At 71.6% G+C, this 26,521-nt stretch carries 18 protein-coding genes; 7 read left to right on the plus strand and 11 right to left on the minus strand.

What is annotated here, in order from left to right:
- Nucleotides 1-32: 32 nt before the first annotated feature.
- On the minus strand, nucleotides 33-1,148 hold the full coding sequence (locus ACYP53_RS20205; RefSeq protein WP_459648378.1) for a serine hydrolase domain-containing protein: 1,116 nt from the start codon (nucleotides 1,146-1,148) through the stop codon (nucleotides 33-35).
- Between the two features lie 108 nt (nucleotides 1,149-1,256).
- Here ACYP53_RS20205 and ACYP53_RS20210 point away from each other — a divergent pair, with 108 nt between their 5' ends.
- Nucleotides 1,257-2,138 carry an AraC family transcriptional regulator gene (locus tag ACYP53_RS20210; RefSeq protein WP_459649797.1) on the plus strand — a complete coding sequence of 294 codons (882 nt, stop codon included), beginning with the start codon at nucleotides 1,257-1,259 and terminating at the stop codon, nucleotides 2,136-2,138.
- Nucleotides 2,139-2,148: 10 nt separating this feature from the next.
- Here ACYP53_RS20210 and ACYP53_RS20215 read toward each other — a convergent pair whose 3' ends face one another.
- From ACYP53_RS20215 to ACYP53_RS20245, 7 genes are all read right to left on the minus strand, one after another.
- A complete protein-coding gene (locus tag ACYP53_RS20215) occupies nucleotides 2,149-5,946 on the minus strand; it encodes an nSTAND1 domain-containing NTPase (protein WP_459648379.1) in 3,798 nt (1,265 codons plus the stop codon).
- Nucleotides 5,939-6,295 (minus strand): CU044_2847 family protein, encoded by a 357-nt coding sequence (locus tag ACYP53_RS20220; protein ID WP_459648380.1) that lies wholly within the window; start codon nucleotides 6,293-6,295, stop codon nucleotides 5,939-5,941. The genes ACYP53_RS20215 and ACYP53_RS20220 overlap by 8 nt, the downstream gene beginning before the upstream one ends.
- Nucleotides 6,296-6,605: 310 nt before the next feature.
- Complete coding sequence (locus ACYP53_RS20225) at nucleotides 6,606-7,847, minus strand: MFS transporter (RefSeq protein WP_459648381.1); 1,242 nt, start codon at nucleotides 7,845-7,847, stop codon at nucleotides 6,606-6,608.
- Between the two features lie 3 nt (nucleotides 7,848-7,850).
- Nucleotides 7,851-8,855, minus strand: a complete 1,005-nt coding sequence (locus ACYP53_RS20230; RefSeq protein ID WP_459648382.1) for a zinc-binding dehydrogenase — start codon at nucleotides 8,853-8,855, stop codon at nucleotides 7,851-7,853.
- Nucleotides 8,856-9,079: 224 nt separating this feature from the next.
- Nucleotides 9,080-10,417 (minus strand): hypothetical protein, encoded by a 1,338-nt coding sequence (locus ACYP53_RS20235; protein WP_459648383.1) that lies wholly within the window; start codon nucleotides 10,415-10,417, stop codon nucleotides 9,080-9,082.
- Nucleotides 10,417-12,402, minus strand: coding sequence for a phenylacetate--CoA ligase family protein (locus ACYP53_RS20240; RefSeq protein WP_459648384.1), 1,986 nt, complete (start codon nucleotides 12,400-12,402; stop codon nucleotides 10,417-10,419). The genes ACYP53_RS20235 and ACYP53_RS20240 overlap by 1 nt, the downstream gene beginning before the upstream one ends.
- Nucleotides 12,399-13,607 carry an ATP-grasp domain-containing protein gene (locus ACYP53_RS20245; protein WP_459648385.1) on the minus strand — a complete coding sequence of 403 codons (1,209 nt, stop codon included), beginning with the start codon at nucleotides 13,605-13,607 and terminating at the stop codon, nucleotides 12,399-12,401. The genes ACYP53_RS20240 and ACYP53_RS20245 overlap by 4 nt, the downstream gene beginning before the upstream one ends.
- Before the next feature lie 148 nt (nucleotides 13,608-13,755).
- Between ACYP53_RS20245 and ACYP53_RS20250 the strand changes: the two genes are divergently transcribed.
- Complete coding sequence (locus ACYP53_RS20250; RefSeq protein ID WP_459648386.1) at nucleotides 13,756-14,916, plus strand: RNA-guided endonuclease InsQ/TnpB family protein; 1,161 nt, start codon at nucleotides 13,756-13,758, stop codon at nucleotides 14,914-14,916.
- A gap of 73 nt (nucleotides 14,917-14,989) precedes the next feature.
- On the opposite strand, the gene ACYP53_RS20255 is transcribed toward ACYP53_RS20250, so the two are convergent.
- The 3 genes from ACYP53_RS20255 to hemA are packed head-to-tail and all read right to left on the minus strand — an operon-like array spanning nucleotide 14,990 to nucleotide 18,071.
- Complete coding sequence (locus tag ACYP53_RS20255) at nucleotides 14,990-15,955, minus strand: 3-oxoacyl-ACP synthase III family protein (RefSeq protein WP_459648387.1); 966 nt, start codon at nucleotides 15,953-15,955, stop codon at nucleotides 14,990-14,992.
- Entirely contained in the window at nucleotides 15,952-16,830 is an 879-nt protein-coding gene (locus ACYP53_RS20260; RefSeq protein WP_189914330.1) for a TauD/TfdA dioxygenase family protein, read from the minus strand. The genes ACYP53_RS20255 and ACYP53_RS20260 overlap by 4 nt, the downstream gene beginning before the upstream one ends.
- The gene (gene hemA / locus ACYP53_RS20265; RefSeq protein WP_459648388.1) at nucleotides 16,827-18,071 is read right to left on the minus strand and encodes a 5-aminolevulinate synthase; all 1,245 of its coding nucleotides are present in this window, start codon (nucleotides 18,069-18,071) and stop codon (nucleotides 16,827-16,829) included. Before hemA ends, ACYP53_RS20260 begins: the two co-directional genes overlap by 4 nt.
- Nucleotides 18,072-18,639: 568 nt before the next feature.
- Between hemA and ACYP53_RS20270 the strand changes: the two genes are divergently transcribed.
- From ACYP53_RS20270 to ACYP53_RS20290, 5 genes are all read left to right on the plus strand, one after another.
- Complete coding sequence (locus ACYP53_RS20270; protein WP_459648389.1) at nucleotides 18,640-21,525, plus strand: AfsR/SARP family transcriptional regulator; 2,886 nt, start codon at nucleotides 18,640-18,642, stop codon at nucleotides 21,523-21,525.
- Nucleotides 21,526-21,680: 155 nt separating this feature from the next.
- On the plus strand, nucleotides 21,681-21,815 hold the full coding sequence (locus tag ACYP53_RS20275; RefSeq protein WP_268256537.1) for a hypothetical protein: 135 nt from the start codon (nucleotides 21,681-21,683) through the stop codon (nucleotides 21,813-21,815).
- Between the two features lie 52 nt (nucleotides 21,816-21,867).
- Complete coding sequence (locus ACYP53_RS20280; protein WP_459648390.1) at nucleotides 21,868-23,793, plus strand: ABC transporter substrate-binding protein; 1,926 nt, start codon at nucleotides 21,868-21,870, stop codon at nucleotides 23,791-23,793.
- 243 nt (nucleotides 23,794-24,036) lie between these two features.
- Nucleotides 24,037-24,786 carry a GntR family transcriptional regulator gene (locus ACYP53_RS20285; protein ID WP_459648391.1) on the plus strand — a complete coding sequence of 250 codons (750 nt, stop codon included), beginning with the start codon at nucleotides 24,037-24,039 and terminating at the stop codon, nucleotides 24,784-24,786.
- Between the two features lie 37 nt (nucleotides 24,787-24,823).
- Nucleotides 24,824-26,482 carry a purine-cytosine permease family protein gene (locus ACYP53_RS20290; protein ID WP_459648392.1) on the plus strand — a complete coding sequence of 553 codons (1,659 nt, stop codon included), beginning with the start codon at nucleotides 24,824-24,826 and terminating at the stop codon, nucleotides 26,480-26,482.
- The last annotated feature ends 39 nt before the right edge of the window (nucleotides 26,483-26,521 follow it).

Here is a 26,521-nt window from a genome sequence, read left to right on the forward strand (position 1 = left end):
GAAGTCCAGTCGTCCCGGTCAGGACATGGGTGTCAGTGCAGTCCGCTGTAGGCGGCCATGATGATCTCCATACCGCGGTTGTCCTCGTGCCGGTCCCGGTCGATCATCTGGTTCATGACGTAGGCCACCGTCATCCGCGCGTCGGGGTCGCTCGCGACCAGTGAGCCGCCCCAGCCGCCCCAGCCGAAGGTGTTGCCGAACTTGCCGAAGCCCACCGTCCAGCACATCGGCGCCCCCAGGACGCGGTCCTCACCGCGGAACACCTCCTGCCACGCGGGCTCGCACCCCCGCGGGGACAGCAGCCGCACGCCGCCCGCCGTACCCCGGTTCGCCAGGACCGACTGGACGAGGGCAACGGACCGGGCGTTGCCGAAGCCGTTCACCGCGGGGATCTGCGCACGGCGCCAGGCCACCGAGTTGGCGTCCTTGACCCGGATCACGGCGCCGGTGACCTCCCGGCGTGCGCCGTCCGGCCCGGGCGGTGCGCTGGCCGCGTACTCGTCGGTCAGCGACGGCGGCGGGATGAGCGGTGCGACGCGGTGGTCGTGCTCGGCGGAGAGCCCGATGTGGAAGTCCGCGCCCAGCGGCTCGGCCACCTCCTCGGCGAAGAACGCGCCGAGGCTGCGGCCGGTGACGCGGCGGACGATCTCGCCGATCAGGAACCCGAAGGTGAGCGCGTGATAGCCGGCGGCCGTCCCGGGTTCCCAGGCGGGCGCCTGCGCGGCCAGCCCCGCCGTCACGGTCTCCCAGTCGTAGAGTTCCTCGACCGTCGTCAGCCCGGGCAGGTCCGGCAGCCCCGCTGAGTGGGACAGCACGTGCCGTACCAGCACGTGCTCCTTTCCGGCCGCGGCGAACTCGGGCCAGTAGGCGGCGACCGGCGCGGAGAGGTCGAGTTCGCCGCGGTCTGCCAGGATCAGCGCGCACAGGGCGGCCATGTTCTTGGTCGTGGAGTTCACGCCGGTGAGGGTGGAGCGCTCCCAGGCGGCCGAGCGGTCCGCGTCGGCGTACCCGCCCCAGATGTCGACCACCGGCTCTCCGCCGAGGTAGACGGCGACCGAGGCGCCCACGTCGTCCTTGCCGAGCGACGCCGCGAGAGCGGCATGGACGGCGGCGAAGCGCGGCTCGCAATGTCCCTTAACATCGATCATGGGTACCAGCCTCGGGCAGCGCCGGGGCCTCCCGTCCGACAGTTCCCGCACCGGTTCGGTCGGGATTCGGTCGGGGTTCGGTCGGGCGGCGCGAAAGGACGGATGCGCGTGCTGGAGCGGCTGAACCAGGCGCTGGACCACTTGGAGGCCCGTCTCGACGGGGAGGTCGACATCGCCGAGGCGGCCAGGATCGCCGCGATGTCGGAGTACCACTTCCGCCGGATGTTCTCCACCCTCGCCGGGATGCCCCTCACGGTCTACCTGCGGCGACGCCGGATGACGCTCGCCGGGGCCGAGGTGCTGGCTGGGGAGCCGACGCTGCTCGACATCGCGGTGCGGTACGGGTACGGCTCGGGCGAGGCGTTCGCCCGGGCGTTCCGGTCGGTGCACGGCATCGGGCCGGGCGAGGCCCGGCGCACGGGCGCGGTGCTCACGGCGCAGCCGCGCATGTCCTTCCGTGTCGTCGTCGAGGGGAGCACGGCGATGCGGTACCGGATCGTGGAGAAGGAGCCGTTCCGGTTCGTGGGCAGGAGAGCGCGGATCCCGCTCGTGCACGAGGGGGTCAACGCTGCCGCCACGGCACACCTGGAGGGCCTGGACGAGCGGGCGGTCGCCCGGATGAAGGAGCTGTCCGGCCGGGAGCCGGAAGGGATCCTGTCGGCGGCGGTACACCTGACCGACAGCCGGGAGGACGGCGCCGAGGTGGACTACTGGATCGGCGTGGTGACCGGTCCCGACGCGGCCGCCGAGGACCTCGACGCCCTCGACGTACCGGCCGGGACCTGGGCGGTCTTCGACAACCACGGGCCCTATCCGCGCGCCCTCCAGGAGCTCTGGCGGGACGTGTTCACGCAGTGGTTCCCCTCGAACCCGTACGCGAGCCGGCCGGGTCCGGAGCTCCTGCGGACGCGGCCCGTGGAGATCGGCGCGGAGACCGACTCCCAGCTGTGGATCCCGGTCGAGCGCAGCGGCGGGGGCGCCGGGGCGTGAACACCGGGGGTCAGCTCTTCGGACAGACGGGGTCCGTTGACTGGCCAGGCAGGTACGCCTTTCGTTCCTCCGGGGTGAGGTCGCGGCCGACGGTCCGGCAGATCTTCTGGATGGCCTCGGCAGGCGGGAGCAGGACGACGTTCCACAAGCGGGCGGTGGTGTCACCGCTGGCGGTGGCGAGGGTGCGGCCGTCAGGGCTGAAAACCACCGAGTTCACGGCGGCGGAGTGGCCGGTGAGGGCGGTGCGACTCTTGCCGGTGGCCGCGTCCCAGAGCCGCACCGTCTGGTCACCGCTGGCGGTGGCGAGGGTGTGACCGTCAGGGCTGAAAACCACCGAGTACACGTCCTTGGTGTGGCCGGTGAGGGGGGTTCGGGTGGCGCCGGAGGCCACGTCCCACAGCCGCACCGTCCGGTCATCGCTGCCGGTGGCGAGCGTGCGGCCGTCAGGGCTGAAAGCCACTGTTCCCACCCCCCTGGTATGGCCGGTGAGAGTGGTGCGGACGCTACTGGTGGCCACGTCCCACAGCCGCACGGTGTTCTCGCTGTCGCCACTGGCGAGGGTACGGCCATCGGGGCTGAACGCCACCGACCACACAGCGCTGGAAGTGGCGGTGAGGGTGGCGACGTTCCTTCCGTCGGCCACGTCCCACAGCCGCACGGTGGTGTCTCTGCTGGCGGTGGCGAGGGTACGGCCGTCGGGACTGAACACGGCCGAGTACACCTCCTCGGTGTGGCCGGCGAGGGTGCCACGGGCAGCGCCGGAGGCCGCGTCCCACAGGCGCACCGTCTGGTCGGTGCTAGCGGTGGCGAGGGTATGGCCATCGGGACTGAACGCCACCGAGTTCACCGCGTCGGTGTGGCCGGTGAGAACCATGCCGAGCTCACCGGTGGCCACGTCCCACAGCTGCGCGGTGGTGTCGTCGCCGCCGCTGGCAAGGGTGCGGCTGTTCGGGCTGAACGCCACCGAGTTCACCGCGCCCGTATGGCCGGCGAGGGTGGCTCCGGCAGCACCGGTGGCCGCGTCCCACAGGCGCACCGTCTGGTCATAGCTGCCGGTGGCGAGCGTGCGGCCGTCAGGACTGAACGCCACCGATTGCACCGCGTCAGTGTGGCCGGTGAGAGTGGCCCGGGCAGCACCGGTAGCCGCGTCCCACAGGCGCACCATCTGGTCATAGCTGCCGGTGGCGAGCGTGCGGCCGTCAGGACTGAACGCCACCGAGGCCACCACGCCGGTATGGCCGGCGAGGGTGGCTCCGGCAGCGCCGGTAGCCGCGTCCCAGAGTCGTACCGACTGGTCGGCGCTGGCGGTGGCCAGCGTACGACCGTCAGGACTGAACGCCACCGAGTTCACCGCGCCGGTGTGGCCGGTGAGGGTCTCGCGGACAGTGCCGGTAGCCACGTCCCACAGCCGCACCGTCTGGTCGCCGCTGGCGGTGGCCAGCGTACGACCGTCAGGACTGAACACCACCGAGTTCACGTAATCACCGTGTCCGGTCAACCGCCGCAGCAGCGGAAGAGCGGCAGCGTTCTCCAGGCTTTCGACGGATTCAGGGGTGCGGCTGGTGCGGTAGGCCGCGATGGCCAGCAGCGAGGCGAGGTCGGAGTCCGTGCCGATGAGGGTGCCGGACTGCGTGGCGAGCTGACGGGACAAGGCCACCTGGCGTTCGGCGACTGCCGCCTTCCGTTGGGAAGTCGCTGTCCGCCACTGCCAGACCGCTCCCCCCGCGGCGATCAGTGCGAGGACGAGCAGTGAGGCCAGGACGGTGTTCAGGCGTCTGCTGCGCCGGATGACGGCCTGTTGGCGCTCCTTGCTCGCGGTGAGGTAGTCGGAGATGTCATGCGGCAGGTGGCGCTGCTGTGCCCAGTCGAGGCCTTCGGCGAGCGCCGTGCCTCCGAGCAGGTCGCCGGGGTCGTGTCCCTCGGCCCAACCCGCCTGCCGTTTGCGGGTGGTCGCGAGCCATTCCTGGAAGCGGTGGTCCTGGTCCACCCACTCGTGGAGCGTGCCCCAGTCCCGGATGAGTGCGTCGTGGATCAGCTCGGCCACCGGCTGCCGGCCGGGGACGTCCGGGCCTTCGGAGCTGCGGGGCGTGTAGGTGGTGATGATGCGGTGGCGGGTGAGGGCGGCGACGACGGCGTCGATGGCCCTGTCGCCGTCGGGGGCGCCGCCGGTGCCGGCCGCCAGTTCGCGCAGTTCCTCCAGGGGGAGCTGCTCACGGATGGCGGGGATCTGGTAGCCGGGCTCCGCCGGTCGTACCAGGGAGGTCAGGATCCGCCGTGCGATGGGCAGCTGATCGGGAGCCAGCTGGTCGAGCGCCGAATCGCACCAGGTGGTCAGGCTGCCGGTGACCGCGCCGGCGCGTTGGTAGGCGTCATGGGTGAGGTACCCCTCCTGGCGCCGCTGCCACAGTTGGCTCAGCGCCAGCTCCAGCAGGGGCAGGACGGTGACGGGTGCCTCACCGGTGGAGGCCCCCTCGGAGCTGATGGCCAGGACGTCGCTGGTGATCCGCTCGGGCAGCCCGGACTCGAAGTGCACGCCCACGTCCCGGGCGGGCAGGGCGATGATGTCCCGGAGGTCGTCCCGGCTCAGGGTGGCCGGCAGGTTGAGCAGACCCGGCAGTGCGGCATCGAGCAACTTCGGCGCCAAGGCGGCCAATTGGGGATAGAAGTCATCGCGCATGACCAGGATCACGCTGAGCAGGGCGGAGGAGTCGGCCAGCGCGGCGAGCTGGTCGGTGACGCGCAGCCGGTCCTGCTGCTGACCGTTGACGGACGGGACGAGGAACTCCTCGAACTGGTCGACGACCAGCACGACCCGCTGATACGTCGGATCGGCCGTGAGTCTGCGGGTGACGGCCGCGGCGATCCCGTCCGTGGCGGCCCCGGGCAGTCCGGCGCGTTCGAGTTCGGCCGACAGGTCCTGCCGCGGTCGGGCGATCACCGGCAACCACCGGTCGCTGCCCGGCAGTTCGCCCGCGGCCAGCGCCGGCAGGACACCGGCCTGGATCAGCGAGGACTTGCCCGAGCCGGAGGGCCCCAGCAGCAGCGTCAGCCGCCGCTGCTGGGCCAGGCTCGCCAGCACCTGCCGTACCGCGTCCTTTCGGCCCTCGAACCACCGGGCGTGTTCCGCGGTGAACGGCTCCAGCCCCCGGTAGGGGCACACCTCCTGCGAGGCCAGCTCGGGCCGGATCTCCCGCAGCACCTCCGTCGGGGTGACGTAGGCGACGCCCTGCCCCCGTTCGTACGCGTCGGGAGCGGTGATCTCGGTGACCATGCCGATGACCAGGCCGGTCACCTCGTCCAGAACCGGCCCGCCGCTGAACCCGGTCGTCAGGTCGTTGGCCGCCGTCAACTGCAGGTGCGCTCCCCTGCCCTCCGTCGCCGGAAGCAGGTCACCGGCCACACCGAAGCCGAAGTGCCCGCCCGGTGGGGCCTGGGCGGGGAACCCGAACGATCGCACCTGGTGGCCCCGGCTACCCGCCGAGGAACCCAACGGCAGCGCCGTCATGCCCGCCGGGGTGCTCTCCAGGCGGATGACGGCCACATCGTCGCCTTCAGGGGCGCGCCAATCCTCCTCCAGGACGTGCCCCTCGACCCCGGGCGCGCCTTCCGCATGGGGGAAGACCAGCTGAACGCTCCCGCCGGGCCCGGCTCCGGCGGCGCGTACGACGTGGGCGCAGGTGACCAAAAGGCCCTCGGCGACCAGGAAGCCGGCCCCGGCCACCTCGCCGGCCTGGTCGAGGACCTGGGCCGTAGCAGTGAGCAGCCCCGGTGAACGGCCGCTGTCGGGCTCCCTGTCATGGCTATTCATCGGACGGGCCCGAACTCTCGTCGCTCGGAGCGCCGGGACGATTCCGCTTCCACATCACGGTCACTTTCAGATGGCAGCCGGCAGCGCTCTTGGTGATCACGGCCCCGGCCTCGACCGCGAGGTCGATCCCGAACTCGACGGCGATCCCGTCAGGGCCGATCTTGCGCAGTTGGTCGAGTGTGGCGCGGGCCGCCTCGGTGACCGGTTCCAAGGCCTCTTGCAGGCTGCCCGGAAGGTCACGAATGGCATCACCGACGCGGCCGGCCTTCACCGGCCCCTCAGCCCCACCCTGCGCCTCGACCAGGATGAAGCCCCCGCCCTCCAACGGAATCCGAGCCAGAGGTGCCACGCCTCCTCCTTCACCTGTCCTGCCCGTCGTCGACGCGGCCCGGGAGGGGCCGACAGTGCACGGGGGCGGCCACCACCTTCGCGGCCGGTAGCAGCGCGGAGATGACCGGGCGTCCTCTGCGTCGAATGGTCATCGAATCCGGTGCACGTCGCATCCAGAGCCATCCATGCGAACTACCCGGCCCGGACCTCTCCCTGGCCGGAGGCCGTTCGAAAGGCCCAACTGTGTGGTCGGCCGTCCGGACGGTGAGCGGGACACGACGAGGCCGCACCTGCGGGGGCAGGTGCGGCCTCGTCCCGGGGGGAAACGATCAGACCGTCGCCGGGGTGTCGGCCTGATCGGTGGACGGCTCCGCCGGCTTCGGCCTGGCGAAGTACTGGTAGGCGATCGTCGCGGCCGCCAGGGACGCCCCGACCAGGCCGGTGACCGCGAAGCCCCAGGCCGGTGCGGAGTGGTCGATGACGGCCCCGGCCAGGGGCGCGCCGATGGCACCGCCGATGGTCATCGCCGAGCCCTGCAGTCCCGCGGCCTGGCCGACCACCGACGGCGGCACCGCCCGGGTGATCTCCTCGGAGGCGGAGGCGAGGGTCGGCGCGCACATGAAGCCCGAGGGGAGCATGGCCACGGCGAGCCAGATCCAGCCCGCGTGGCCGGCGATCCCGACGGGGGCGATGGTGAGCCCCATCAGCAGCATCAGCCGCGGCAGCCGCCAGGGCCGGCTGGTGGCGCCGTGCCAGAAGCCGCCGAACATGGAGGCCGCGCACCAGATCGCGACGCAGACCCCGGCCCACTCGGTGTCGCCGACCCCGCGCAGGACGGCGGTGATCGAGATCTCGCTGCCGGCCAGGACGAGGTTCGCCGCCAGGCTGACGCCCAGCACCAGCAGGAAGCCCGGACGGAGCCAGAGGCTGCGCCCGCCCGGCTCCGTGGCCTCCGGGTCCTTCGGGCCGGTCGCCGCCCCGCCGGCCGCCGGAGCCGGGGCGAGCCGGGTGAGCAGCAGTCCGGCTCCCAGGTAGAGCACGCCGATCCCGGTCATCGTCGCGGTCGCGTCGTTCACGGCGGTGATGGCACCGACGGCGACGGCCGGTCCGACCATGAACACGACCTCGACGAGGATCGCGTCCAGGGCGAACGCCTGCCGCTGGTGCTCGGAGGGGATGTTGGTGGCGATCGCCCGGCGGATGGCCGTGAACACCGGGAGCCCCATGAACCCGGCCACCACCGAGGCCGCGAGCAGCCACGGATAGGAGAGGTAGGGCGCGCCGATCCAGAACACGGCGTCGACCGCGCCGGTGACCAGCACCACCGGCCGTACGCCGAAGCGGTCCAGGGAGCGGCCCAGCAGGGGCGCGCCCACGGCCCCGCCGACCGTCAGCATCAGGTCCGCGAGCCCGGCCGCGCCGTAGCCGCGGTCCAGGTCGATGACGACGTGCAGGGCGAGGGCCATCGAGGCCGCGGTGAACGGGAGGCGGGCGAGCAGCCCGACGACGAACACGGTGCGCGCCCCGGGGAGCGCCAGGAGTCCTCGGTAGGACGCGAAGGCCTTGAGCACCGGTCACTCCTCCCCGACGCGGACGAGCATCTTGCCGGTGTTGTCGCCCCGCAGCACCCCGAGGAACGCCTCGACGACGTTCTCGAAGCCCTCGACCACCTGCTCCTCGGCGACGATCCGGCCGGCCTGGAGGTGGGGCGTCAGCCAGATCTGGGCCTCCTGCTGCAGGTGCATGAAGTGCCGTACCTGGTAGCCGCGCAGGTGGATGCTGCGGTCCGACACGGCGTAGAGGTTCCGGGGCGCCGCGGGCGGCCGGTCGGGGTGGTTGTACTGGGAGATCGAGCCGACCCAGGCGATCCGGCCGAACTCCCGGGTGGCGGCGATCGCGGCCTCCAGGTGGTCGCCGCCGACGCCCTCCAGCACCGCGTCGACGCCCTTCGGGGCCGCGTTCGCCAGCAGCTCGGTCACCGGCCCGTCGTGGTAGTCGAAGGCGTCGTCGAAGCCGAGCCGCTCGACCACGTGCCGCACCTTGGCCGCCGAGCCGGCGCTGCCGACCACGTGCCCGGCGCCGGCCAGCTTGGCGATCTGTCCGGCCACGCCGCCGACCGCGCCGGCGGCCGCCGAGACGTAGAGCGCCTCCCCGGACTGGACCCGGAGGATCTCCCGGACGCCGACGTAGGCCGTCAGGCCGGTCGCGCCGAGCACGGACAGGTACGTCGTCGTCGCCACGCCGGCCGCGGGCCGGATGACGCGTCCGTACCCGTGCCGGATCAGGGAGTGGGTGCTCCACCCTCCCCCGTGCTCCACCAGGTCGCCCACCCGCAGGTCGGGGTCCTCGGAGCGGACGATGCGGCCGATGGCCCGGCCGTACCCCAGCGGTTCGTGGAGCGGCCACTCCTCGTCCATGAGCTCCCGCATGTACGGGTCCACGGACAGGTAGACGTTCTCCGCCAGGGCGGTGCCGGGTTCGACGGCCGGGAGCGGGTGCTCCACGACGGCGAAGTGTTCGGCGCCGGGAACGCCGTCGGGGCGTGCCACCTGGTGCACGGCGCGGAATGTGGAAGACATCGTCTCCGTCCTGGGTTGTGGGCTGGCGGGAGTCGGAAGCGGGGGTCGGGACGGCTCAGGGGCTAGGGCGCGTCTTGTGGATCTTGTCGGACCAGGCCGCGGCGTTGGGGTGCGTGCATCGCAAGGCGGAGGAGGGACGCGATGCGGAGCATCGGCGACCGACGACAACGCGGCGAGGTGCGTGCCCCGGCGTCGCGGACCCGGCAAAGATCCGCAAGACGCGCCTAGGCGCCCTGGTCCGGGTAGAGGAGGATCGGGGCCAGTCGTCGGTCGGTGGCGTCGGCCGGTTCACCGGAGTGCACCAGCCGTCCGCCGCCGCCGCCCAGACCGCCGGGCACCCAGTACAGGCCCAGGCACGCGTCCCAGGACTCCGTCAGGCCGGTCTCGGTGTTGACCACCGGTTCCTCGCGGGGGACGACGCGCTGCTGGGCCACCGCGCCCTCGGCGGCGCCGCGCCGCAGCGCGTCGGCCCACTGCTCGTCGGAGACCAGCCAGCCGCAGGTGATGCCCTGGCCGCCGAAACCCCCGTCGGGCTTGAGGATCAGGTGCTCGCGGCGATCACGGCAGTCCGCGACCACCTCGTCGAGCCCCGGCGCGCCGGGCACCAGGGCGCGGGTCCACGGCAGCACCCGGTCCACCAGGGCCCGTTCGTCCGCCGACATGTGACCGCGCAGCCTGGGGTCCGACAGGTACGCCAGGAACCGCTTGTTGTCGGTCAGGTCGCACTCCAGCGGGGCCCACAGCGCGACCTGACCGGACCGGAACGCGTCCCGCAGCCGGACGGTGGTGCGCCAGGCGTCCGGGTCGTCGACGACCTGGTCCAGGTCGAACAGCCGGTACACCAGGTTCACCCGCCGGCCCTGGAAGCGCACCCCGGAGGCGGTCACCTCCAGGTCCTGGACCTCCCCGATCAGGCAGTCGAGCCCTTCGGCCTGGAGCAGGCGCCGCAGCAGGTACCAGGAGCCCTCGGCGTAGAGGTCGAGGCCGCCGGTGCCCTCGACCATGGCGATGACCGGGTCGCGGCCCGGGCAGACCGGGGCGGCGGCCGCCCGCAGCGCGCCGGCCAGCAGCGTCGTCTGGGGCAGGTGGTAGAGGCCGTGCGCCGTCCCGAACGCGCGGAACGCGTCGTCGGCCCAGAACATCTCCGCCAGCGGCTGCACCCACTCCTGGCCGCCCACGGACCCGCCGACGTTGAACTCCAGGACCCGCAGCGCCTCGCCGTCGTGGTAGGCGTCGATCCGGCCGAAGCGCGGCGGGCGCTGCTTCTCGAAGTCCCCGACCAGCTCGGCCTTGCGCGGGTCCAGGCCCAGCGCCCGGCAGGTCCGTTCGACGTCGCCGTCGAACAGCCGCGCCGGCAGGGTCGTCAGCAGTTCGACGGCGCCGAGCAGATCCGCCTCGAAGGCGCGCAGCTCCGACTCGGGGTAGACCAGCGGCCGGGGGAGGTACCGGGCGCGCTTCAGGTCGGCGAGCACGGGGTGGCGCCGGGGGTCGATCGACCGCAACGGGCTGTCCGGCCTGGTGAGTTCGGCGTTGAGCAGGGCGCTCACCGGTTCCTGGGGCATCACGACTCCACCCGCCGGTCGATGACGCCGCGGACCTTGCCGCTGACCGGGTGGCGCGGCAGCTCGCCCTCCCCGAGGCACTCCACGGCGAAGTGGAACAGCAGCTCGTCGGTCTCCCATTCCTGCTGCGAGCCGAGGAGCGAGAACTTCGACTCGAGGTGCGCCTTCACCACCGCCGGATCCAGCGGACGGGCGGACTCGGTCCGGATCACGATGGACTCGTGCCGGTCCTTGGAGGCCACCTCGACCTGCACCTGGGAGACCTCGAACGGGGCCAGCTCGGCCACGATGTCCGCGTAGAGCATGGTCTGGGCGTGGGCCTTGATCTGCCCGTCGGAGCGCCCCAGGTACTCCAGCACCCGGCCGGTGAGGCCGCAGCCGCAGCTGTGCGGGAAGATGCGGCCGATGTCGCCGATCCGGTAGCGGATGAGCGGCCCTTCGAGCTTCTGCAGGCTGGTCACCAGCAGTTCGCCGACCTCGCCGTCGGGCAGTGGACGGCCCTGTTCGTCGACCACCTCCAGCAGGTTGTAGTCGTCGCAGACGTGGTGCAGCGTCCCGCTCATCTCGGAGCACTGGTAGCCGAGTTGGGCGCCGTCGTTGGCGGCGAGGATGCTGGCCACCACCTTGGCGCCCAGCTCGTCGCGGAGCCACTGCTTGTCGGTCTCCATCATCGGGCTGCCGCCGTACAGCACCTTCTCGATCCGCAGCTCCGGGCAGGCGGCCTTGGCGGCCCGCAGCACCGGCAGCAGCAGCGCGGGCATGCCCAGGACGGCGTTGGCGTCGAAGCTGCGCACCAGCATCAGGATGTGGTCGGCGCTCGCGGTGCCGCCGACGGTGTAGGTCTCCACCGGCATCCGGGAGAGCTCGTTCTGGCTGGTCACCAGGCCGCCGTAGAGCTCCCCGCCGAACAGGGTGTTGATGACCCGGTCGCCCGGCCGCAGGCCCAGCGCGTACAGCACGGGGATCGCCTCGCGGATCATGTTGGTCCAGTCGGCGCGCGAGTAGACGATGTACCGGGGGGTTCCGGCGGTGGCGCCGCTGCGGAGGACCTCGCCGCTGGGGCGGTCGCCGCTGGACAGGTCGCGCGCGGTCGGCAGGGAGTGCCGCTCCAGGTCCGACTTGTTCAGGATCGGCAGCCGCTGGAGGTCGGCGCGAGCCGTCACCCGCGGCAGGTCCAGCGCCCGGTAGTACGGGGCGCGCCGGGCCCGCTCGACGAGGTAGCGCAGCCGGGCCGCCACCCGGCCGTCCAGTCCGTCGGCGGCCGCGGCCCGGGCCCGGGCCAGTGTGGTGCCCGGGAGGTACTCGCGCCGGGACAGCCCCTGGGCCCAGCCGGAGGCGCAGTCCAGCCGGAGGCGCCGGGCGTCGACGGCGTCGCGGTCGGCGTCCGGCGTGCCGGCGCCGACCGCCGGCAGCGGCGGGACGTCGACCACGAGGGCGTCCGGGAAGGTCTCGCCCGGCTCGGCGGTCCGCAGGGCGGGCAGCGGGAAGCCCGGGGACCGCAGCAGGTCCTCGACCGTCCGCCACCAGTGCGGCCGCGCGGTCCGGACGACGACGTCGTCGCCGGACGCCCAGGCCAGCAGCAGACCGCGGACGGCCGGCTCGGCGGAGCCCGGACCGGAGTCCGACGCGGAGCCCGGCGCGGAGTCGTCGTGGCCTGCCGCGCCGTCGAGGACGGCCGGGTCGTCGAGGACGACCGTGCCGACCGGCGAGAAGGCGATCACGTCGTCACTGTCCGTCAGCGGACGCCACGGGTACTGGCTCACGCCGCCGAAGAGCTCGTCGAGCCCTTCGGCCAGTTCCTCCGTCCGGAACAGGAAGCCGACGCCGGCGTCGAGCAGCGCCCGCACCGCCGGCGAGCCGGGCTCGCGCGTCAGCGCCCGCTCGACGTGTTCGACGGCCAGCAGCAGATCGGTCGGGTGGTACGGCCCGGCGCTCGCGGTCGGCGGCTCGGCCGCCGAGCGGGTCGGGGTGGTGGTGGCGGTCACGGCCTGGGACCTCCTGGGGTGTGGGCGGGCTCGGGCTGGCTCACCCGGATGGAACGGGTGCAGTCCGCGAGGAATCGGGCGAGTTCGACGGGGTCGGGGTGGGAGGCCTCGATGAAGGCGGGGACCTGCCACTCCTGGTAGGTGATCCGGGCGGTGCCGCCCTCGGTCTCGGTGCCGGGGTCTTCGAGCAGGTGGAGCCGGTCCAGCGCCGGGTGGCCGCGCAGGTGCTCGGGCACCTCGGTCCGCCAGGGCCGGGTGGGGTCCAGCCGGTGCCCGGGGAAGATGGCGAAGCCGTGGTAGCGCCCGCTCGGCGCCAGCCGGTCCGGGCGCGGCAGGCCGAGCCGGATCGCGATCTCGTGTCGGGCCAGGTGGACCCCGGTGTGCCGCAGGTGGGCGGTGACGATGCCGCCGCCGCCGAGCCGGTTCGCCACCTCCAGGAACACCAGCTCCCCGGCGGCCGTCTCGAAGAACTCCAGGTGGATGCAGCCGGCCTCGATCCGGAGCGCCTCGACCACCTGCTCGGTGAAGGCCGTGTGGCGCGGGTCGGGCGGCAGCTGTCCGGTGGCGATGGGGGCCCCGGCGGCGAAGTCGACGGGCTTGCCGATGTACCGGCTGACCACCAGGTCGCTCACCCGGCCCGCGGTCACCAGCCCGTCCGCGTGCAGGAGTTCGCCTTCGACGTACTCCTCCAGCTGGTAGCCCTCCCGGTCGGGCAGGCCGCGGTGGTGGGCGACGGCCTCCTCGGCCGTCGCGTGGATGGTGACCCCGTCGCTGGAGGCGCCCAGCCGCGGCTTGACGACCGTACGGCCGGTCCACGGCAGCCGGCCCGAGTCGGGCGGGGCCGCCACGAACCGGGGGTGGCGCACGTCGGCGTCGACGAGTGCCCGCTTCATCGCGACCTTGTCGCGGATCAGTTCCAGGCCGGCGCGGTCGGGGCCGGGGATGCCGAGGTGCTCGCGGATCGCCGCGGCTTCGAGGATCCCGAACTCCGAGAGGGCCAGCACCTGTTCCCACCCGTCCTCGCGGCGGGTGCGGGCGATGATCTGCTCGGCCGGCCCGTCCGGACCGTCGAGGACCACCCGCCCGCAGCGCAGCCGCTCCGGGATCTCCGCGATCGAGTCGGCCGTCCCGAAGTACGTGACGTCGTGGGCGTCGTGGTCGAGCCCCAGGTGGTAGTCGATCTTGCGGTACGGGACCTGATGCATCACCAGGATCTTCACCTGGCATCTCCAAGGAAGCCCAGGGCTTCAGCCCTGGGAGGAATTGGTCCTTGAGTCGTAGGCGCGGAGCACCGGAGTTCGTTTCGTTTCCGGTCGGCGTGCATTGTCAGTGCCTCCTGTTAGCTTGCTGGGCGTGAAGATCGTCATGCGGGTCAAGCTCCTACCGTCGCCTGAGCAGGCGTCGACTATGGGGGCTACCCTGCGTGCGTGCAATCGGGCCGCTGACGCGGTGTCGGTCACGGCGTTCGAGAGCCGGGTCTTCTCCCGCAACGACTTGCAGAAGCTGGTGTACGGCGCGGTCAAGGCGGAGTTCGGCCTCTCGGCCCAGCCCGCGGTGCGAGTGGTGAAGAAGGTCGTGGACGCCTACGCCACGCTGAGGGCCAACATCCGGGCCGGGAACCTCGGCAAGCCAGGGTCCAAGCGCCGGGCCAAGGCACTGTCCAAGCCGGTCTTCTTCCGCGAGAACGCGGCTCAGCCCTTCGACGACCGGTGCCTGTCCTGGCAGTACGACGCGAGGACGGTGTCGATCTGGACCACGGCCGGCCGGATGAAGGACCTGGCCTTCGCCTGCTCGCCCGAGGCGTTGGAGACCCTTCGGCTGTATCGCAAGGGCGAGAGCGACCTGGTCGAGCGTGACGGGATGTTCTTCCTGATCGCGGTGTGCGAGGTTCCCGCCGAGCCGGCGGCCGAGCCCACCGGATGGCTCGGGGTGGATCTCGGGATCGTCAACATCGCCACGGTGGACGGCATGAAGCCGATGGCCGGGCGCGGGCTGAACCGCCACCAAAAGCGTCAGCTCGACCTGCGCAGGAAACTGCAGGCCAAGGGCACCAAGTCCGCCAAACGCCTGCTGAAGAAGCGCAACCGCACCGAACAGCGGCACGCCGCCAACACCAACCACATCATCGCGAAGACGATCGTGACCGAGGCTCAACGCACCGGGAAGGGTATCGCGCTCGAAGACCTGAGCGGGATCCGCGACCGGGCACGGCTCCGCAAGCCCCAACAGGTCGCGCTCCACTCCTGGGCGTTCCATCAGCTCGGGTCCTTCCTTCAGTACAAGGCGCAGCGTGCCGGTGTGGCGCTGGTCCACGTCGATCCGGCGTACACCTCGCAGTCCTGCGCCGACTGCCATCACATCGAGAAGAAGAACCGGGTCTCCCAGGCCATGTTCGTCTGCCGGTCCTGCGGGGTTGTTGCCCACGCCGACCGGAACGCGTCCCGCAACATCGCCCGCAAGGGCGAGGCTGCGTGGAGTGCGGGGCGTGAGTCACGCGTCCCAGCCACCCCTTAGGTGGCTCAGACGTGGGAGGCCACGCGGCAGCCAGCCGCGCCCTACCCACAAGCCCGGTCCCTTCAGGGCCGGGTCAAGTTGACAGTCGGCACTCCAGAGCAGTGATCCCCCAGCTGAACCCCATCGCGCTGGTGGCCAGCAGGATCAGGTCACCGTCCTGCACCCGGCCCTCGTCGACCAGCTCGCGCAGCGCGATCAGGGTGTCCGCGCCGCCCATGTGGCCCTGCCGGTGGTAGGCGAACACCGACTTCTCCTCGGGCAGGCCGAGGGTGGCCAGCAGCCGCTGGTGCATCCACCGGTCGCCGTGGTTGATCAGCAGGTAGGCGACGTCGTCGAGCTTGGCCCCGAGGGCCCGCAGGGTCTCCTCGACCAGGGCGCCGAAGTTCTCGACGTAGGCGTCCGCCAGGCCGCGCCGGTGGGGCTCCTGCCGGATCACCACGCCGCCGGGGCGGTGCTCCCCGCGGTAGTAGTCGGCCCAGCTGCCGTCGGTGCGCATGGCGGAGTGCGCGAGGGTGAAGGGCCCGGTCCCGGCGGTGAGCAGGACCGCGGCCGCCGCGTCGCCGAAGTTGAACAGGTCCAGGCTGGCGGGGTCGGAGCGGTCGACCAGGCGGCTCAGCCGGTCGGCGACCAGGACCAGGGCGTGGCCCGAGCCCTGCGCGTCGAGCCGGTCGCCCGCGATCCGCAGGGCGGTGGCACCCGCGTTGCAGAAGTTGCCGACCTCGAAGCAGTGCGCCCGCTCGATGCCCAGCGCGTGCGCGGCCTTGGCCGCCGGGGACCAGAACGGGTGGTCCCACTCCCCCGAGCCGGCGTAGATGACGGTGCCGATCCGCTCCGGCGCGACTCCGGTGCGCTCCAGGACGGCGCGGGCCGCGTCCCGCGCCAGCTCCCAGGAGGCCTCCTCCTCACCCAGCCCGGGGAACCCCTCGGCGTGGGTGACGGCCAGGATGTCGGCCACCGGCACCCCGGAGGCGGCGTGCAGGCCCTGCACGTCGACCCGCCCCTCGGGGTACCGGACGGCGAAGTCCGCGATGGCGCTCACTGCACCCGCTCTTCGACCGGCTTCGCGTCGCCGCCGGCCGCCTCGATGCTGACGCGGTGCACGGTGCGCCCGACGCCCGGCTCGACCTCGGTGGCGATGTGGTAGGTCGTACGGGTCTTCCAGATGACCAGGTCGTGCGGCGTCCACCGGTGGGTGTAGACGTGGCTCTCGTCCGTGATCAGGTCGTCCAGCAGCGAGAAGAAGGCCTCGTTCTCGTTGGGGTCGAAGCCCTCGACGCCGTCCATGTACTCCCGGCTGCCGTAGACGTAGGACCGGCCGGTCCGCTCGTCCTTGGCGATCACGGGGTGCTGCACCGGCGGGTGCTCGTACTCGGCCTGGGCCCGGAACTCGGCCGCGGACAGGCCGACGTGCTCCGGACGGATGCGCAGCCGCTTGCTCACGGTGTGGTTGCCGGTCCGGTCGGCCAGCCGGGCCTTCCACTCCTCGGGGAGGCGGTCGTACACGTCCACCGCGCTGGCGAACTTGGTGTGCCCGCTGGTGGAGGGCACGTTGACGCCGTGCAGCATGGTGAACGGCGCGGGGTCGGCGACGAAGGTGGAGTCCTGGTGCCAGAAGTTGCCGACCCGGGCGACGCCGACCGGCTTGCCGTCCTTCTGCTCGTTGGAGGAGATCATGATCTCCTCGAACTCCGGGTGCCGGTACTTGCCGATCACGAACGGCACGGGGCGGCCGAGCCGCCGGGCGAGCTCGATCTGCTGCTCGGGCGTCAGGTCGATGGAGCGGACCACGACCACGTCGTGGGCGTGCAGCGAGTCGATCAGGTCCGCCCACAGGACCGGGTCCTGCAGGTCCTCGTAGGTGACGTCGGTGAACTCCGCGCCGACGTACGGGTTGCTCTGCTTCTTGGCGGTCATCGCGATTCCTCCGGGGTCTGGGTCGCGGGGCCGAAGGCCCGCAGGCAGTGGTGCAGCGATTCGGCGAACCGGGCGATCTGCTCCGGTGTCCGGTACGGGGCGACGGTCACGCGGTAGCGCTCGCTGCCCTTGGCGACAGAGGGGTAGTTGATCGGCTGGACGTAGATGTCGTGCTGCTCCAGCAGCATCGTGGCCACCTGGCGGACCCGCTCGGCCCCGCGCACCATCACCGGCACGAGGTGGCTGTCGGCGTCGAGGAACTCGATGCCGCGGGCGCGCAGTTCGGCCTTCAGCAGGGCGACGTTGGCGTCCAGCTCGGCACGGAGCTCGATCCCCTTCTGGACGATGTCCAGCGTGCAGAGGGTGGCGTCCATGGAGGCCTGGGGCAGCGCCGTGGTGAAGATGAACCCGGGGGCCTGCGACCGTACGTAGTCCAGGGCGACGTCCGGGCCGGCCACGTAACCGCCCACCGTGCCGAGGGACTTGCCGAAGACCCCCTGCACGAAGGTCGCCCGGTGGTCGCCGAGCTCCTCGCTGAGGCCGGCGCCGGAGGCACCGCGCACCCCGATCGAGTGGGTCTCGTCGAGCCAGGTCAGCGCGTTGAACTCCTCGGCGAGGTCGAGGATCTCCGACAGCGGCGAGGTGTCGCCGTCCATCGAGTACACCGACTCGAACACGATGAGCTTCGGCAGGTGGGCGGGGGTCGCCTCCAGCCGGGCGCGCAGGTCGTCCACGTCGTTGTGCGCGAACACCTGCTTGGGCGCGCCGGAGCGGATGATGCCCTCGATCAGCGACCGGTGGTTGAGCGCGTCGGAGAACACCACCATGCCGGGCGTGGCGGCGATCAGGGTGCTGAGCGACTCGAAGTTGGCCACGTAGCCGCTGGAGAAGACCAGGGCACGCTCCTTGCCGTGCCACTCGGCGACCCGTTGCTCCAGCTCGACGTGCGCCACGCTGGTGCCGGCGATGTTGCGCGACCCGCCGGTGCCGGTGCCGTGCCGCGCGACCGAGGCCTGTTGCGCGGCGATGGCGTCCGGGTGCTGGCTCAGGCCCAGGTAGTCGTTGCTGCACCAGACCTGCACCAGGCGGTCGTTGTGCCTGGTGTGGCCGGGCTGGGCCGCCTGATGGGCGACCGGGAGGAATTCTCGGTAGAGCCGGTTGGCCCTGAGTTCGTCGAGCCTGAACCGCAGTGGGTCCAGAATCGATGCGTCCGTGGGTGTTTCCAGGATCTCGGCAGTCATTCGGTTTCTCCGCTGGCAAGTGCGATGCGTCCGAGGCGGCGTTCAGCCGCTGCACCGCCGAGGAAAAGACTGCCGTGACCGCTTCCCGATCCGTTCCCGGGCCGCTCCCGGGGCGCTCCCGAGGCGCTCCCGGCCGGGCGGAGCGAGCCAGCGGAAAGCCTGAATTGTAACGCCAGGTAACATGGGTCGACGGCTGCACGGATTGGCTCAAAGGCCCTGCAACCTCACACTTTTGACTTTGCGGCAGGTTGTGGCACGCAGGTCGCGAAAATAGACCTACCGACCCTGCCGAACTCGGCATTCCGGCCGATATGCCGGAATTGCCACGGGCCCGTCCGGAGGCCGCCCGCAATTCCCCGGCCGGTCACCGAACGTTGCCCCACGTCAAATCCGGGCAAAATGCGGTAGACCCCGTTCGGTTGATCCACTACGGCCTTAGGATGCGGAGAGTTGTCCCGACGGTACGGCGCGTGCGGGGGGAGGGAGCATTGTGGGAAGTCCTCGGTACCTGCTGTTGGGGCCCTTGGAGGTGTGGGCCGGGGACCGGCGGATTCCGCTCGGCGGCAGGGTGAACGAGAAGGTCCTGACCCTGCTGCTGCTGGCACCGGGGCAGGTCCTGTCCGTGGCCCGGATCGTCGAGGGGATCTGGGGCGAGACCTCGCCGGAGACGGCCACCCACCAGGTCCGCAAGGCGGTCTCCAACCTGCGCACCCGGCTCCCCGGCGGCAAGCTGCTCATCGAGACCGTCGGCACCGGGTACCGCATCGCCGTGCACGACGACGACCTGGACTCGACCCGGTTCGCCGCGGCCGTCCAGCGGGCGCAGGCCCTGCTCGGCGACGGCCGGAGCGACCGGGCGGCGGAGGAACTCCGTACGGCCCTGGACCTGTGGCGCGGAGCCTCCCTCGACGACCACGGGAGCGCGGTGATCTCGGCGGCCTCGGCGGCCCTGGAGGAGCGCCGGATGGCCGCCCTCGAACAGCTGCTGGCGCTCCGGCTGGACTCCGGGGAGGGCCCGGAGCTCGTCGGCGAGCTGCGCGACCTCGTCGCGGCCAACCCGTTGCGGGAACGGCTGTACGCCCACCTGATGCTCGCCCTGTACCGGTCCGGACGCCGGGCCGACGCGCTCGACGTGTTCCGGTCCGTACGGCGGCTGCTGGGCGAGGAGCTCGGCGTCGACCCGGGCCCGGAGCTGATCGGCCTGCACGAGGCGGTCCTGAAGGACAGCCCGGACCTCCTGGCCGCCACCCCGGCGGCGCGGCCGGCGCCCGAGCCGGCCGAGCCCCCGCAGCAGCCCGCCACCGTTCCCCGCCTGCTGCCGAGCGACCTGCCGGACTTCGTCGGGCGGTCCTCGGAGCTGGCCGCGGTCGTGGCGGCCGCCGCCGAAGCCGGGACGGCGGGCGGGCGGATCGTCGCCGTCGACGGCATCGGCGGCTGCGGCAAGACCTCCTTCGCGATCCGGGCGGCCCACACCATCGCCGCGGCCTTCCCGGACGGCCAGATCTTCCTGGACCTGCAGAGCCACAGCCCGGGCGAGGAGCCCATCGGCGCGAACACCGCGCTCGACATCCTGCTGCGCTCCCTCGGCAAGCGCCCGGACGAGATACCCGACGACCTCGCGGGCCGGACCGGCATGTGGCGCAACTGCCTGACCGACCGCCGCTACCTGCTCGTCCTCGACAACGTACGGGAGGTCGGCCAGATCCGGCCCCTGCTGCCGGCGACCGCGGGCAGCATCGCGATCGTCACCAGCCGCGCCCGGCTGGTGGACCTCGACGGCGCCCGGTGGGTCTCGCTGCGCGAGCTCTCGCCGCACGAGAGCTCCGCGTTCCTGACCCGGACCCTCGGCGCCGACCTCGTCGCCGCCGACCTGCCCGCCGCCCGGGACCTCGCCGAGTTCTGCGGCCACCTCCCGCTGGCCCTGCGGATCGCCTCGGCCCGGCTGCTGAACCGCCCGGGCTGGACGCTGGACCGGATGGTGCGCAGGCTCGCCGACCAGACCCGGCGGTTGGACGAACTCAGCAGCACCGACCGCAGCGTCGAGGCGACCCTCCGGTCCTCGTACGACGCCATGGAGCCGCCGGTCCGCACCGCGTTCCGGCTCACCGCCCAGCACCCGGGCGGCGCCCTCGACGTCCACTCGGCCGCGGCCCTGCTCGCCCGCGACCTGCCCGCCGCCGACTCGGCGCTGGAATCACTGATGGACGTACGGTTCCTGCAGCTGCGCAACGACGGCCGGTACGGATTCCACGACCTGGTCCGGGCGTTCGCGCTCCGGCTGCCCGACGCGGACGGCGAGGCCGGCATCGCCCTGCGGCGGCTGCTCGACTACTACTGCCAGGCCAGCGACGACGCCTGCGCCCAGGTGTTCCCGTACTGGCGCCGGCTGGACACCACCTTCCGGCCGGAGTCGCCGTACCTGCCGCGCTTCCCGGACCACGGCGCCGCCCTGGAGTGGCTCGACCGCGAGCACTCCAGCCTGATCGCCGTGGTCCGGCGGGCCGAGCAGGAGCGGCTGGACCTGCACGCCGCCTACCTGGCCCGCAACCTGGCCTACCACCTCAACCTCCGCGGCTGCTTCGAGGACTACTACGAGGTCGCCAAGATCGCCGTCGCCTGCGCCCGACGGCTCGGCGACTCCTCGCTGCTGCTGCTGAGCCTGTCGAACCTGGCCGCCGTCTGCTGGAAGGTCGGCCGGCTCCCGGAGGGGGTCGCGGCCGCCGAGGAGGGGCTCGCCGCCTCCATCGCCATCAACAACGCCCACGCCGAGGCGCGTTGCCGGGGCACCCTCGGGATGCTGCTGACGACCGTGGGCGCCTACGACGCCGCCCTGCCGCACCTGGAGCGGAGCATCGCGCTGGGCACCGAGGCCGGCCTGTACCGGGAGACCGCCGAATCGCTGACCGTGCTGAGCATGCTCCACGAGAACTGCGGCGACTTCCGCCGGTCCGTCGAATCGGCCCAGGCGGCCGTGGAGATCAGCCGCCGGCTGCACGCGGTCGAGATCGAGATCGCGGCCCTGACCGACAAGGCCGTCGCCCACCTGCGCTGCGGCGAACTGTCGCAGGCCCGGGCCTGCGTGGAGCAGGCCAGACCGCTGTCGGACGAGTCGAAGCTCCCCGGCAACGTCGCCCTGCTGCTGGCGGTCTGCGCCGAGGTCGCGGCCCTGAGCGGGGATCCGGCGGCGGCCGCCGAGTCGGTCGAGAGCGCCCTGCGGCTGGCCGAGGCGAGCCGGACCCCGGTGCGCCAGGCGGCCGTCGCGAACATCGTCGGCCGGGTGCGGTTCGCCGTACGGGACTTCGAGGGGGCGCTGAAGGCGCACCGCTACGCCTACCGGCACGCGAGTGCGATCGGCTACCGGATCGAGGCGGCCCGCGCCCTGGAGGGCATGGAGGCGGCGGCCACCGTGCTCGACGGCGCGGACCGGCCCAGCCCGGGGCGCATCCCGGTCTGACGCTCCGGCCCCTTCAGCACAGGACCGTCGGGACAGGACCCTCCGGTACCGATCCCCGCCGAGCGGTATCGGAACGGGAACCGCCCGGGATTGTCATGCACGAGGCTATGCCAGGTACGGGAAACGGATTCATTCACGAGAGGGCATGAAGGGGCATGGTCAAGAAGATCGCCGTCCTGGTCGGGGACGTCGACGCAGCGGTGGCACACACGGCTCACCCGGCGGCACCGCACGGGTCCTGCGCCTACGCGGGACGCTCCGGCGAAGGCGCCGACATCGGGCCCAGCTGATCCGGCAGGGCTCGTGACCACCCCGGCGTCCCGCTTCGAACGGAAGGTCCTCATGCACATCGGCAGAGTCCGCAGCTTCCTGGCGAAGGCGGGTGTCGTGGCCGTCGCCCTCGTGACCGTCGGGGCGGCCACCACGGCTGCCGCCGCCAACCCCGCCGACGACACCGGCGGCCCGGCGGCCGCCAAGCCGCACCCCAAGCACGGCGGGACGGTCCGCATCGCGCAGCGGCCGAACGACAGCCCCAACGTGATCTGGCCGTTCATGGACGTCAACCAGGTCACCTCGATCAACATCGGGGAGTTCCAGCAGTTCTTCTTCCGTCCGCTGTACTTCGCCGGACGGGACGACCGGATCGCCATCGACGACGACCTGTCGCCGGCCAAGGCCCCGGTCTGGAGCGCCGACGGACGGACCGTCACCGTCGGGCTCAAGAAGTGGAAGTGGAGCAACGGCGAACCGCTCACCGGCCGCGACATCCAGTTCTGGATCAACATGTCCAAGGCCGAGAAGGAGCACGACGGCTACTACACGCCGCCGATGACCATCGCGGGGACGACGACCAACTACTTCCCGGACAACGTGGTCTCCACGGCGGTCTCCGAGCACGGCATCTCGATCACCTTCGACCAGGCCTACAACCGGACCTGGGTGCTGCAGAACGTCCTGACCACGATCACGCCGATGCCCCGGGCCTGGGACGTGACCGGCCCCGACGGCGCGCGCGGCAGATGCGCGGCCGACGCGGTGGACGCCCCGACGCTGAAGGCCGACTGCGATCCGGTCTTCCGCTACCTGAGCGCGGCCTCGGTCGACAAGAAGACCTTCGCGACCAACCCGCTCTGGCAGATCTCGGACGGCCCCTGGAAGCTCAAGTCCTACGACGCGGCGTCCGGCGCCTACGCCATCGTCCGCAACAAGGCCTACTCCGGCGTCCACAAGCCGTACCTGGACGAGGTCGACTTCGTCCCGTACAAGGACGCCGAGACCCAGTACGCGGATCTGAAGGCCGGCACGTCCAGCCCGAACGCCCTGCAGATCGGCATCCTGCCCAAGTCCCACGCGGCCCGGTACGACCCGAACGACCTCCAGGCCGGCAACCCGCTGGCCGGGCAGGGCTACCACATCGCACCGCTGACCTACCTGAACTCCATCGACTACTACCAGCTCAACTTCCGGAGCACCCGGCACGGCAAGCTGTTCCGGCAGCCCTACTTCACCAAGGCGCTCCAGGACTCCTACGACCAGCAGAGCGTCATCGACGGCGCCCGCAAGGGCTGGGGCCACCCGACGATCGGCGCCGTGCCGGCGATCCCCGCCGGGAACCCGCTGTCCCCCAACGCCCAGCAGCACACCATCAAGTTCGACCTCGCCGAGGCCCGCGGCCTGATGGCCGCCAACGGCTGGGACCTGACCACCACGCCCGCCGTGTGCCGGAACCCGGGGACGGGCCCGGGGCAGTGCGGTGCCGACATCGCCGCCGGCGACAAGGCGGAGTTCGACCTGGACTACCAGGGCGGCAACGCCGACCTCCCGGGGATCATGGCCTCCTACCGGACGAACCTCGCGCAGTCGGGGATCTCCGTGAACCTCGCCGAGGTGCCCGTCGACCACCTCCAGACCGAAGCCTCCCTCTGCACCCCCGCCAACCCGGACGGCTGCGCCTGGGACGCCGTCATGTACGGCGGCTGGGTCTACTCCCCCCAGCTCTACCCGACCGGCGACTCCCTCTTCGCCACCGGCGCCGCAGCGAACGTCTGGGGCTACTCGGACCCGCACCTGGACGAACTGATCGCCAAGACGATCACCAGCAACGACATCCAGGACATGTACGCCTACGAGGACTACGTCAACGACCACCAGCCGGTGATCTACACCGACGACGTCGTGGCCATCTTCGAGGTGGCCAACGGCCTCCACATGCCGGTCCAGGACCCCTTCGAGGGCTACCAGCCGGAGTTCTGGTACTACACCGGCTGAGCCGGACACCCCGCACACCCCGAGGGCCGGGGCGCATCAGCATCGATCGGATCGATGCTGACGCGCCCCGGCCCTCACGCGTGTCTCGACCACGTCCCCAGCGGCTTCTCAGGGACCGCAGGCCTTGCGGGAGTTCGGAGCGGTCGGCAGGCCGGGGGCGCGAGTGCAGGTGAGATTCCGGTAACGAGCCGTTCACCCCGCGCGGGCTCCTGGGGAAACACGCGGTTCCTAGTGTCTCCGCTCATGGATGCGAAGCTGTATACGCCCTCGGATGCCGTGCCGGCGGATGCCGCGCCGGCGGCGGGAGCGCCGCCCACGCCCTCACTGCGCGAGACGGTCTACGCGAAGCTCCGCGCGGCCGTGCTCGACGGCGAGTTCGGTGCCCGCGAGCGGCTGGCCGAGGTGCGGCTGGCGGCGCGGTTCGGGGTGTCGCGGACCCCGGTGCGGGAGGCACTGGCGCGGCTGGCGTCCGACGGGCTGATCGAGCGGGGGGACGGCGGCTTCTTCGTCACGATCCCCAACCTCAGGCAGCTGAAGGACTTCTACGAGCTCCGGGTCACCCTGGAGCTGCGCGGTGTCGCACGGGCGATCGAGGACCCCTCCCTCAGGCACGACCCGGCGGTCATCACCGTCGAGCTGGACCGCTGGTACGCGATGCGGAAGTGCCCCCCGGCGCCCGACCCGCGGTTCGTCGTGCAGGACGAGCGTTTCCACGCCGAGCTCTCCCGCGCCTCCGGCAACCCCGCGCTCACCGACGCCCTGGTGGCCGTCAGCGAGCGGATCCGCCAAGTGCGAATGTACGACTTCCTCACCCAGGACCGGGTCGAGACGACCATCGCCGAACACATCGAGATCATGGAACTCGTCCGCGACGGACGGCTCGACGAGGGCTACCGGGCCCTGCACGCCCATGTCGGCGACTCGATGGCCGTGGTGCTGGAACGTGCCCAGCGCGCCATCACCCAGATGGCCATGCACGCCGACCGTCTCTGAATCCCCCACACACACCCGCACGCCGGAAGGGCTGACCATGAGCACCGCCGAGTCACGGCTGACGACGACCGCACCACCCGGCACCGCGAAGAGCCAGGCGACGAAGGAGACCCTGGAGGACTACACCCTCCGCTTCGCGCCCCGCAGTTACCGCCGCTGGACCCCGATGGTCGTGGCGACCACCGCGCTCGGCGGCATCGCCTACATGGCCGACTTCTCCATCGGTGCCGGCATCGGCCTGGCCCACGGCACCGGCAACGCGCTCGTGGCGATCGCCGTGGCCGCCGTGGTCATCTTCGTCACCGGCTTCCCGCTCGCCTACTACGGCGCCCGCTACAACGTCGACCTCGACCTGATCACCCGCGGCTCCGGCTTCGGCTACTACGGCTCGGTACTGACCAGCGTCATCTTCGCCAGCTTCACCTTCATCTTCTTCGCCCTCGAAGGCTCGATCATGGCCCAGGGCCTCAAGCTCGGCCTCGGGCTGCCGCTGTGGCTGGGCTACGCGGTCTCCACGCTGATGGTGATCCCCCTGGTGATCTTCGGCATGAAGGCGCTCAGCAAGCTCCAGGTGTGGACGACGCCGGTCTGGCTGGTGCTGATGGTCGCCCCGCTGGTCTACCTGATCGCCGACGACCCCGGCAGCGTCGACCGCTTCCTCTCCTACGCCGGCACCGGCGGCGAGGGCGGCGTCAACCCCGCCTCCGTGCTGCTCGGCGCCGGCGTCTGCCTGTCCCTGATCGCACAGATCGGCGAGCAGATCGACTACCTGCGCTTCATGCCGCCCAAGACCGAGGCCAACAAGCGCGGTTGGTGGACCGCCGTGATCATGGCCGGCCCCGGCTGGGTGGTCCTCGGCGCCCTGAAGCAGGCCATCGGCGTCTTCCTCGCCGTCTACATCATCACCAAGGTCGGCGCGGCCGCCGCCCCGGAGCCGATCCAGCAGTTCAAGGGCGCCTTCGACGCGATGATGCCGTCCTGGCTCGTCGTCCCGCTCGCCGTGGCCCTCGTCGTGATCAGCCAGATCAAGATCAACGTCACCAACGCCTACTCCGGCTCGCTGGCCTGGACGAACTCCTTCACCCGGGTCACCAAGCACTACCCCGGCCGGATGGTCTTCGTCCTGGTCAACCTCGGCTTCGCGCTCGTCCTGATGGAGGCCGACATGTTCAGCTTCCTCAACAGCATCCTGGGCTTCTACTCGAACTGCGCGATCGCCTGGGTCGTCACCGTCGCCACCGACATCGGCGTCAACAAGTACCTGCTGAAGCTCTCCCCGCTCCAGCCGGAGTTCCGCCGCGGGATGCTCCACGCCGTCAACCCGGTCGGCGTGGTGGCCTTCACCGCCGCCTCGGGCCTGTCGATCGCCATGTACTTCCACGCCCTCGGCGACACCCTGCAGCCGTACTCCCCCGTGGCCGCCGCCGTCATCGCCTTCGTCCTCACCCCGCTGATGGCGATCGTCACCAAGGGCCGGTACTACCTGCGCCGCACCGGCGACGGCATCGACGAGCCCCTGCTCGACGCCGCGGGCAACCCCAGCGCCGTCACCCTCGACTGCCACGTCTGCCGCCAGCCCTACGAGCGCCCCGACCTGACCGCCTGCGCGACCCACGAAGCGGTCGTCTGCTCGCTGTGCCTGAGCACCGACAAGGTCGGCGACCACGTACTGCCCGCACAGCCGGTCACCGTCTGACCCACAGACACCCCGACACGCCCAGAGACACACCTCGCG

The organism is Kitasatospora sp. Ki12, from assembly GCF_054601375.1.

Excerpts from the sequence above, each read along its gene's own strand:
- ACYP53_RS20205 (WP_459648378.1), bottom strand. The coding sequence starts at position 1,148 with ATGATCGATGTTAAGGGACATTGCGAGCCGCGCTTCGCCGCCGTCCAT.
- ACYP53_RS20215 (WP_459648379.1), bottom strand. The coding sequence starts at position 5,946 with ATGAATAGCCATGACAGGGAGCCCGACAGCGGCCGTTCACCGGGGCTG.
- ACYP53_RS20230 (WP_459648382.1), bottom strand. The coding sequence starts at position 8,855 with ATGTCTTCCACATTCCGCGCCGTGCACCAGGTGGCACGCCCCGACGGC.
- ACYP53_RS20235 (WP_459648383.1), bottom strand. The coding sequence starts at position 10,417 with ATGCCCCAGGAACCGGTGAGCGCCCTGCTCAACGCCGAACTCACCAGG.
- ACYP53_RS20245 (WP_459648385.1), bottom strand. The coding sequence starts at position 13,607 with ATGCATCAGGTCCCGTACCGCAAGATCGACTACCACCTGGGGCTCGAC.
- ACYP53_RS20260 (WP_189914330.1), bottom strand. The coding sequence starts at position 16,830 with ATGACCGCCAAGAAGCAGAGCAACCCGTACGTCGGCGCGGAGTTCACC.
- hemA (WP_459648388.1), bottom strand. The coding sequence starts at position 18,071 with ATGACTGCCGAGATCCTGGAAACACCCACGGACGCATCGATTCTGGAC.
- ACYP53_RS20275 (WP_268256537.1), top strand. The coding sequence starts at position 21,681 with ATGGTCAAGAAGATCGCCGTCCTGGTCGGGGACGTCGACGCAGCGGTG.
- ACYP53_RS20280 (WP_459648390.1), top strand. The coding sequence starts at position 21,868 with ATGCACATCGGCAGAGTCCGCAGCTTCCTGGCGAAGGCGGGTGTCGTG.
- ACYP53_RS20285 (WP_459648391.1), top strand. The coding sequence starts at position 24,037 with ATGGATGCGAAGCTGTATACGCCCTCGGATGCCGTGCCGGCGGATGCC.
- ACYP53_RS20290 (WP_459648392.1), top strand. The coding sequence starts at position 24,824 with ATGAGCACCGCCGAGTCACGGCTGACGACGACCGCACCACCCGGCACC.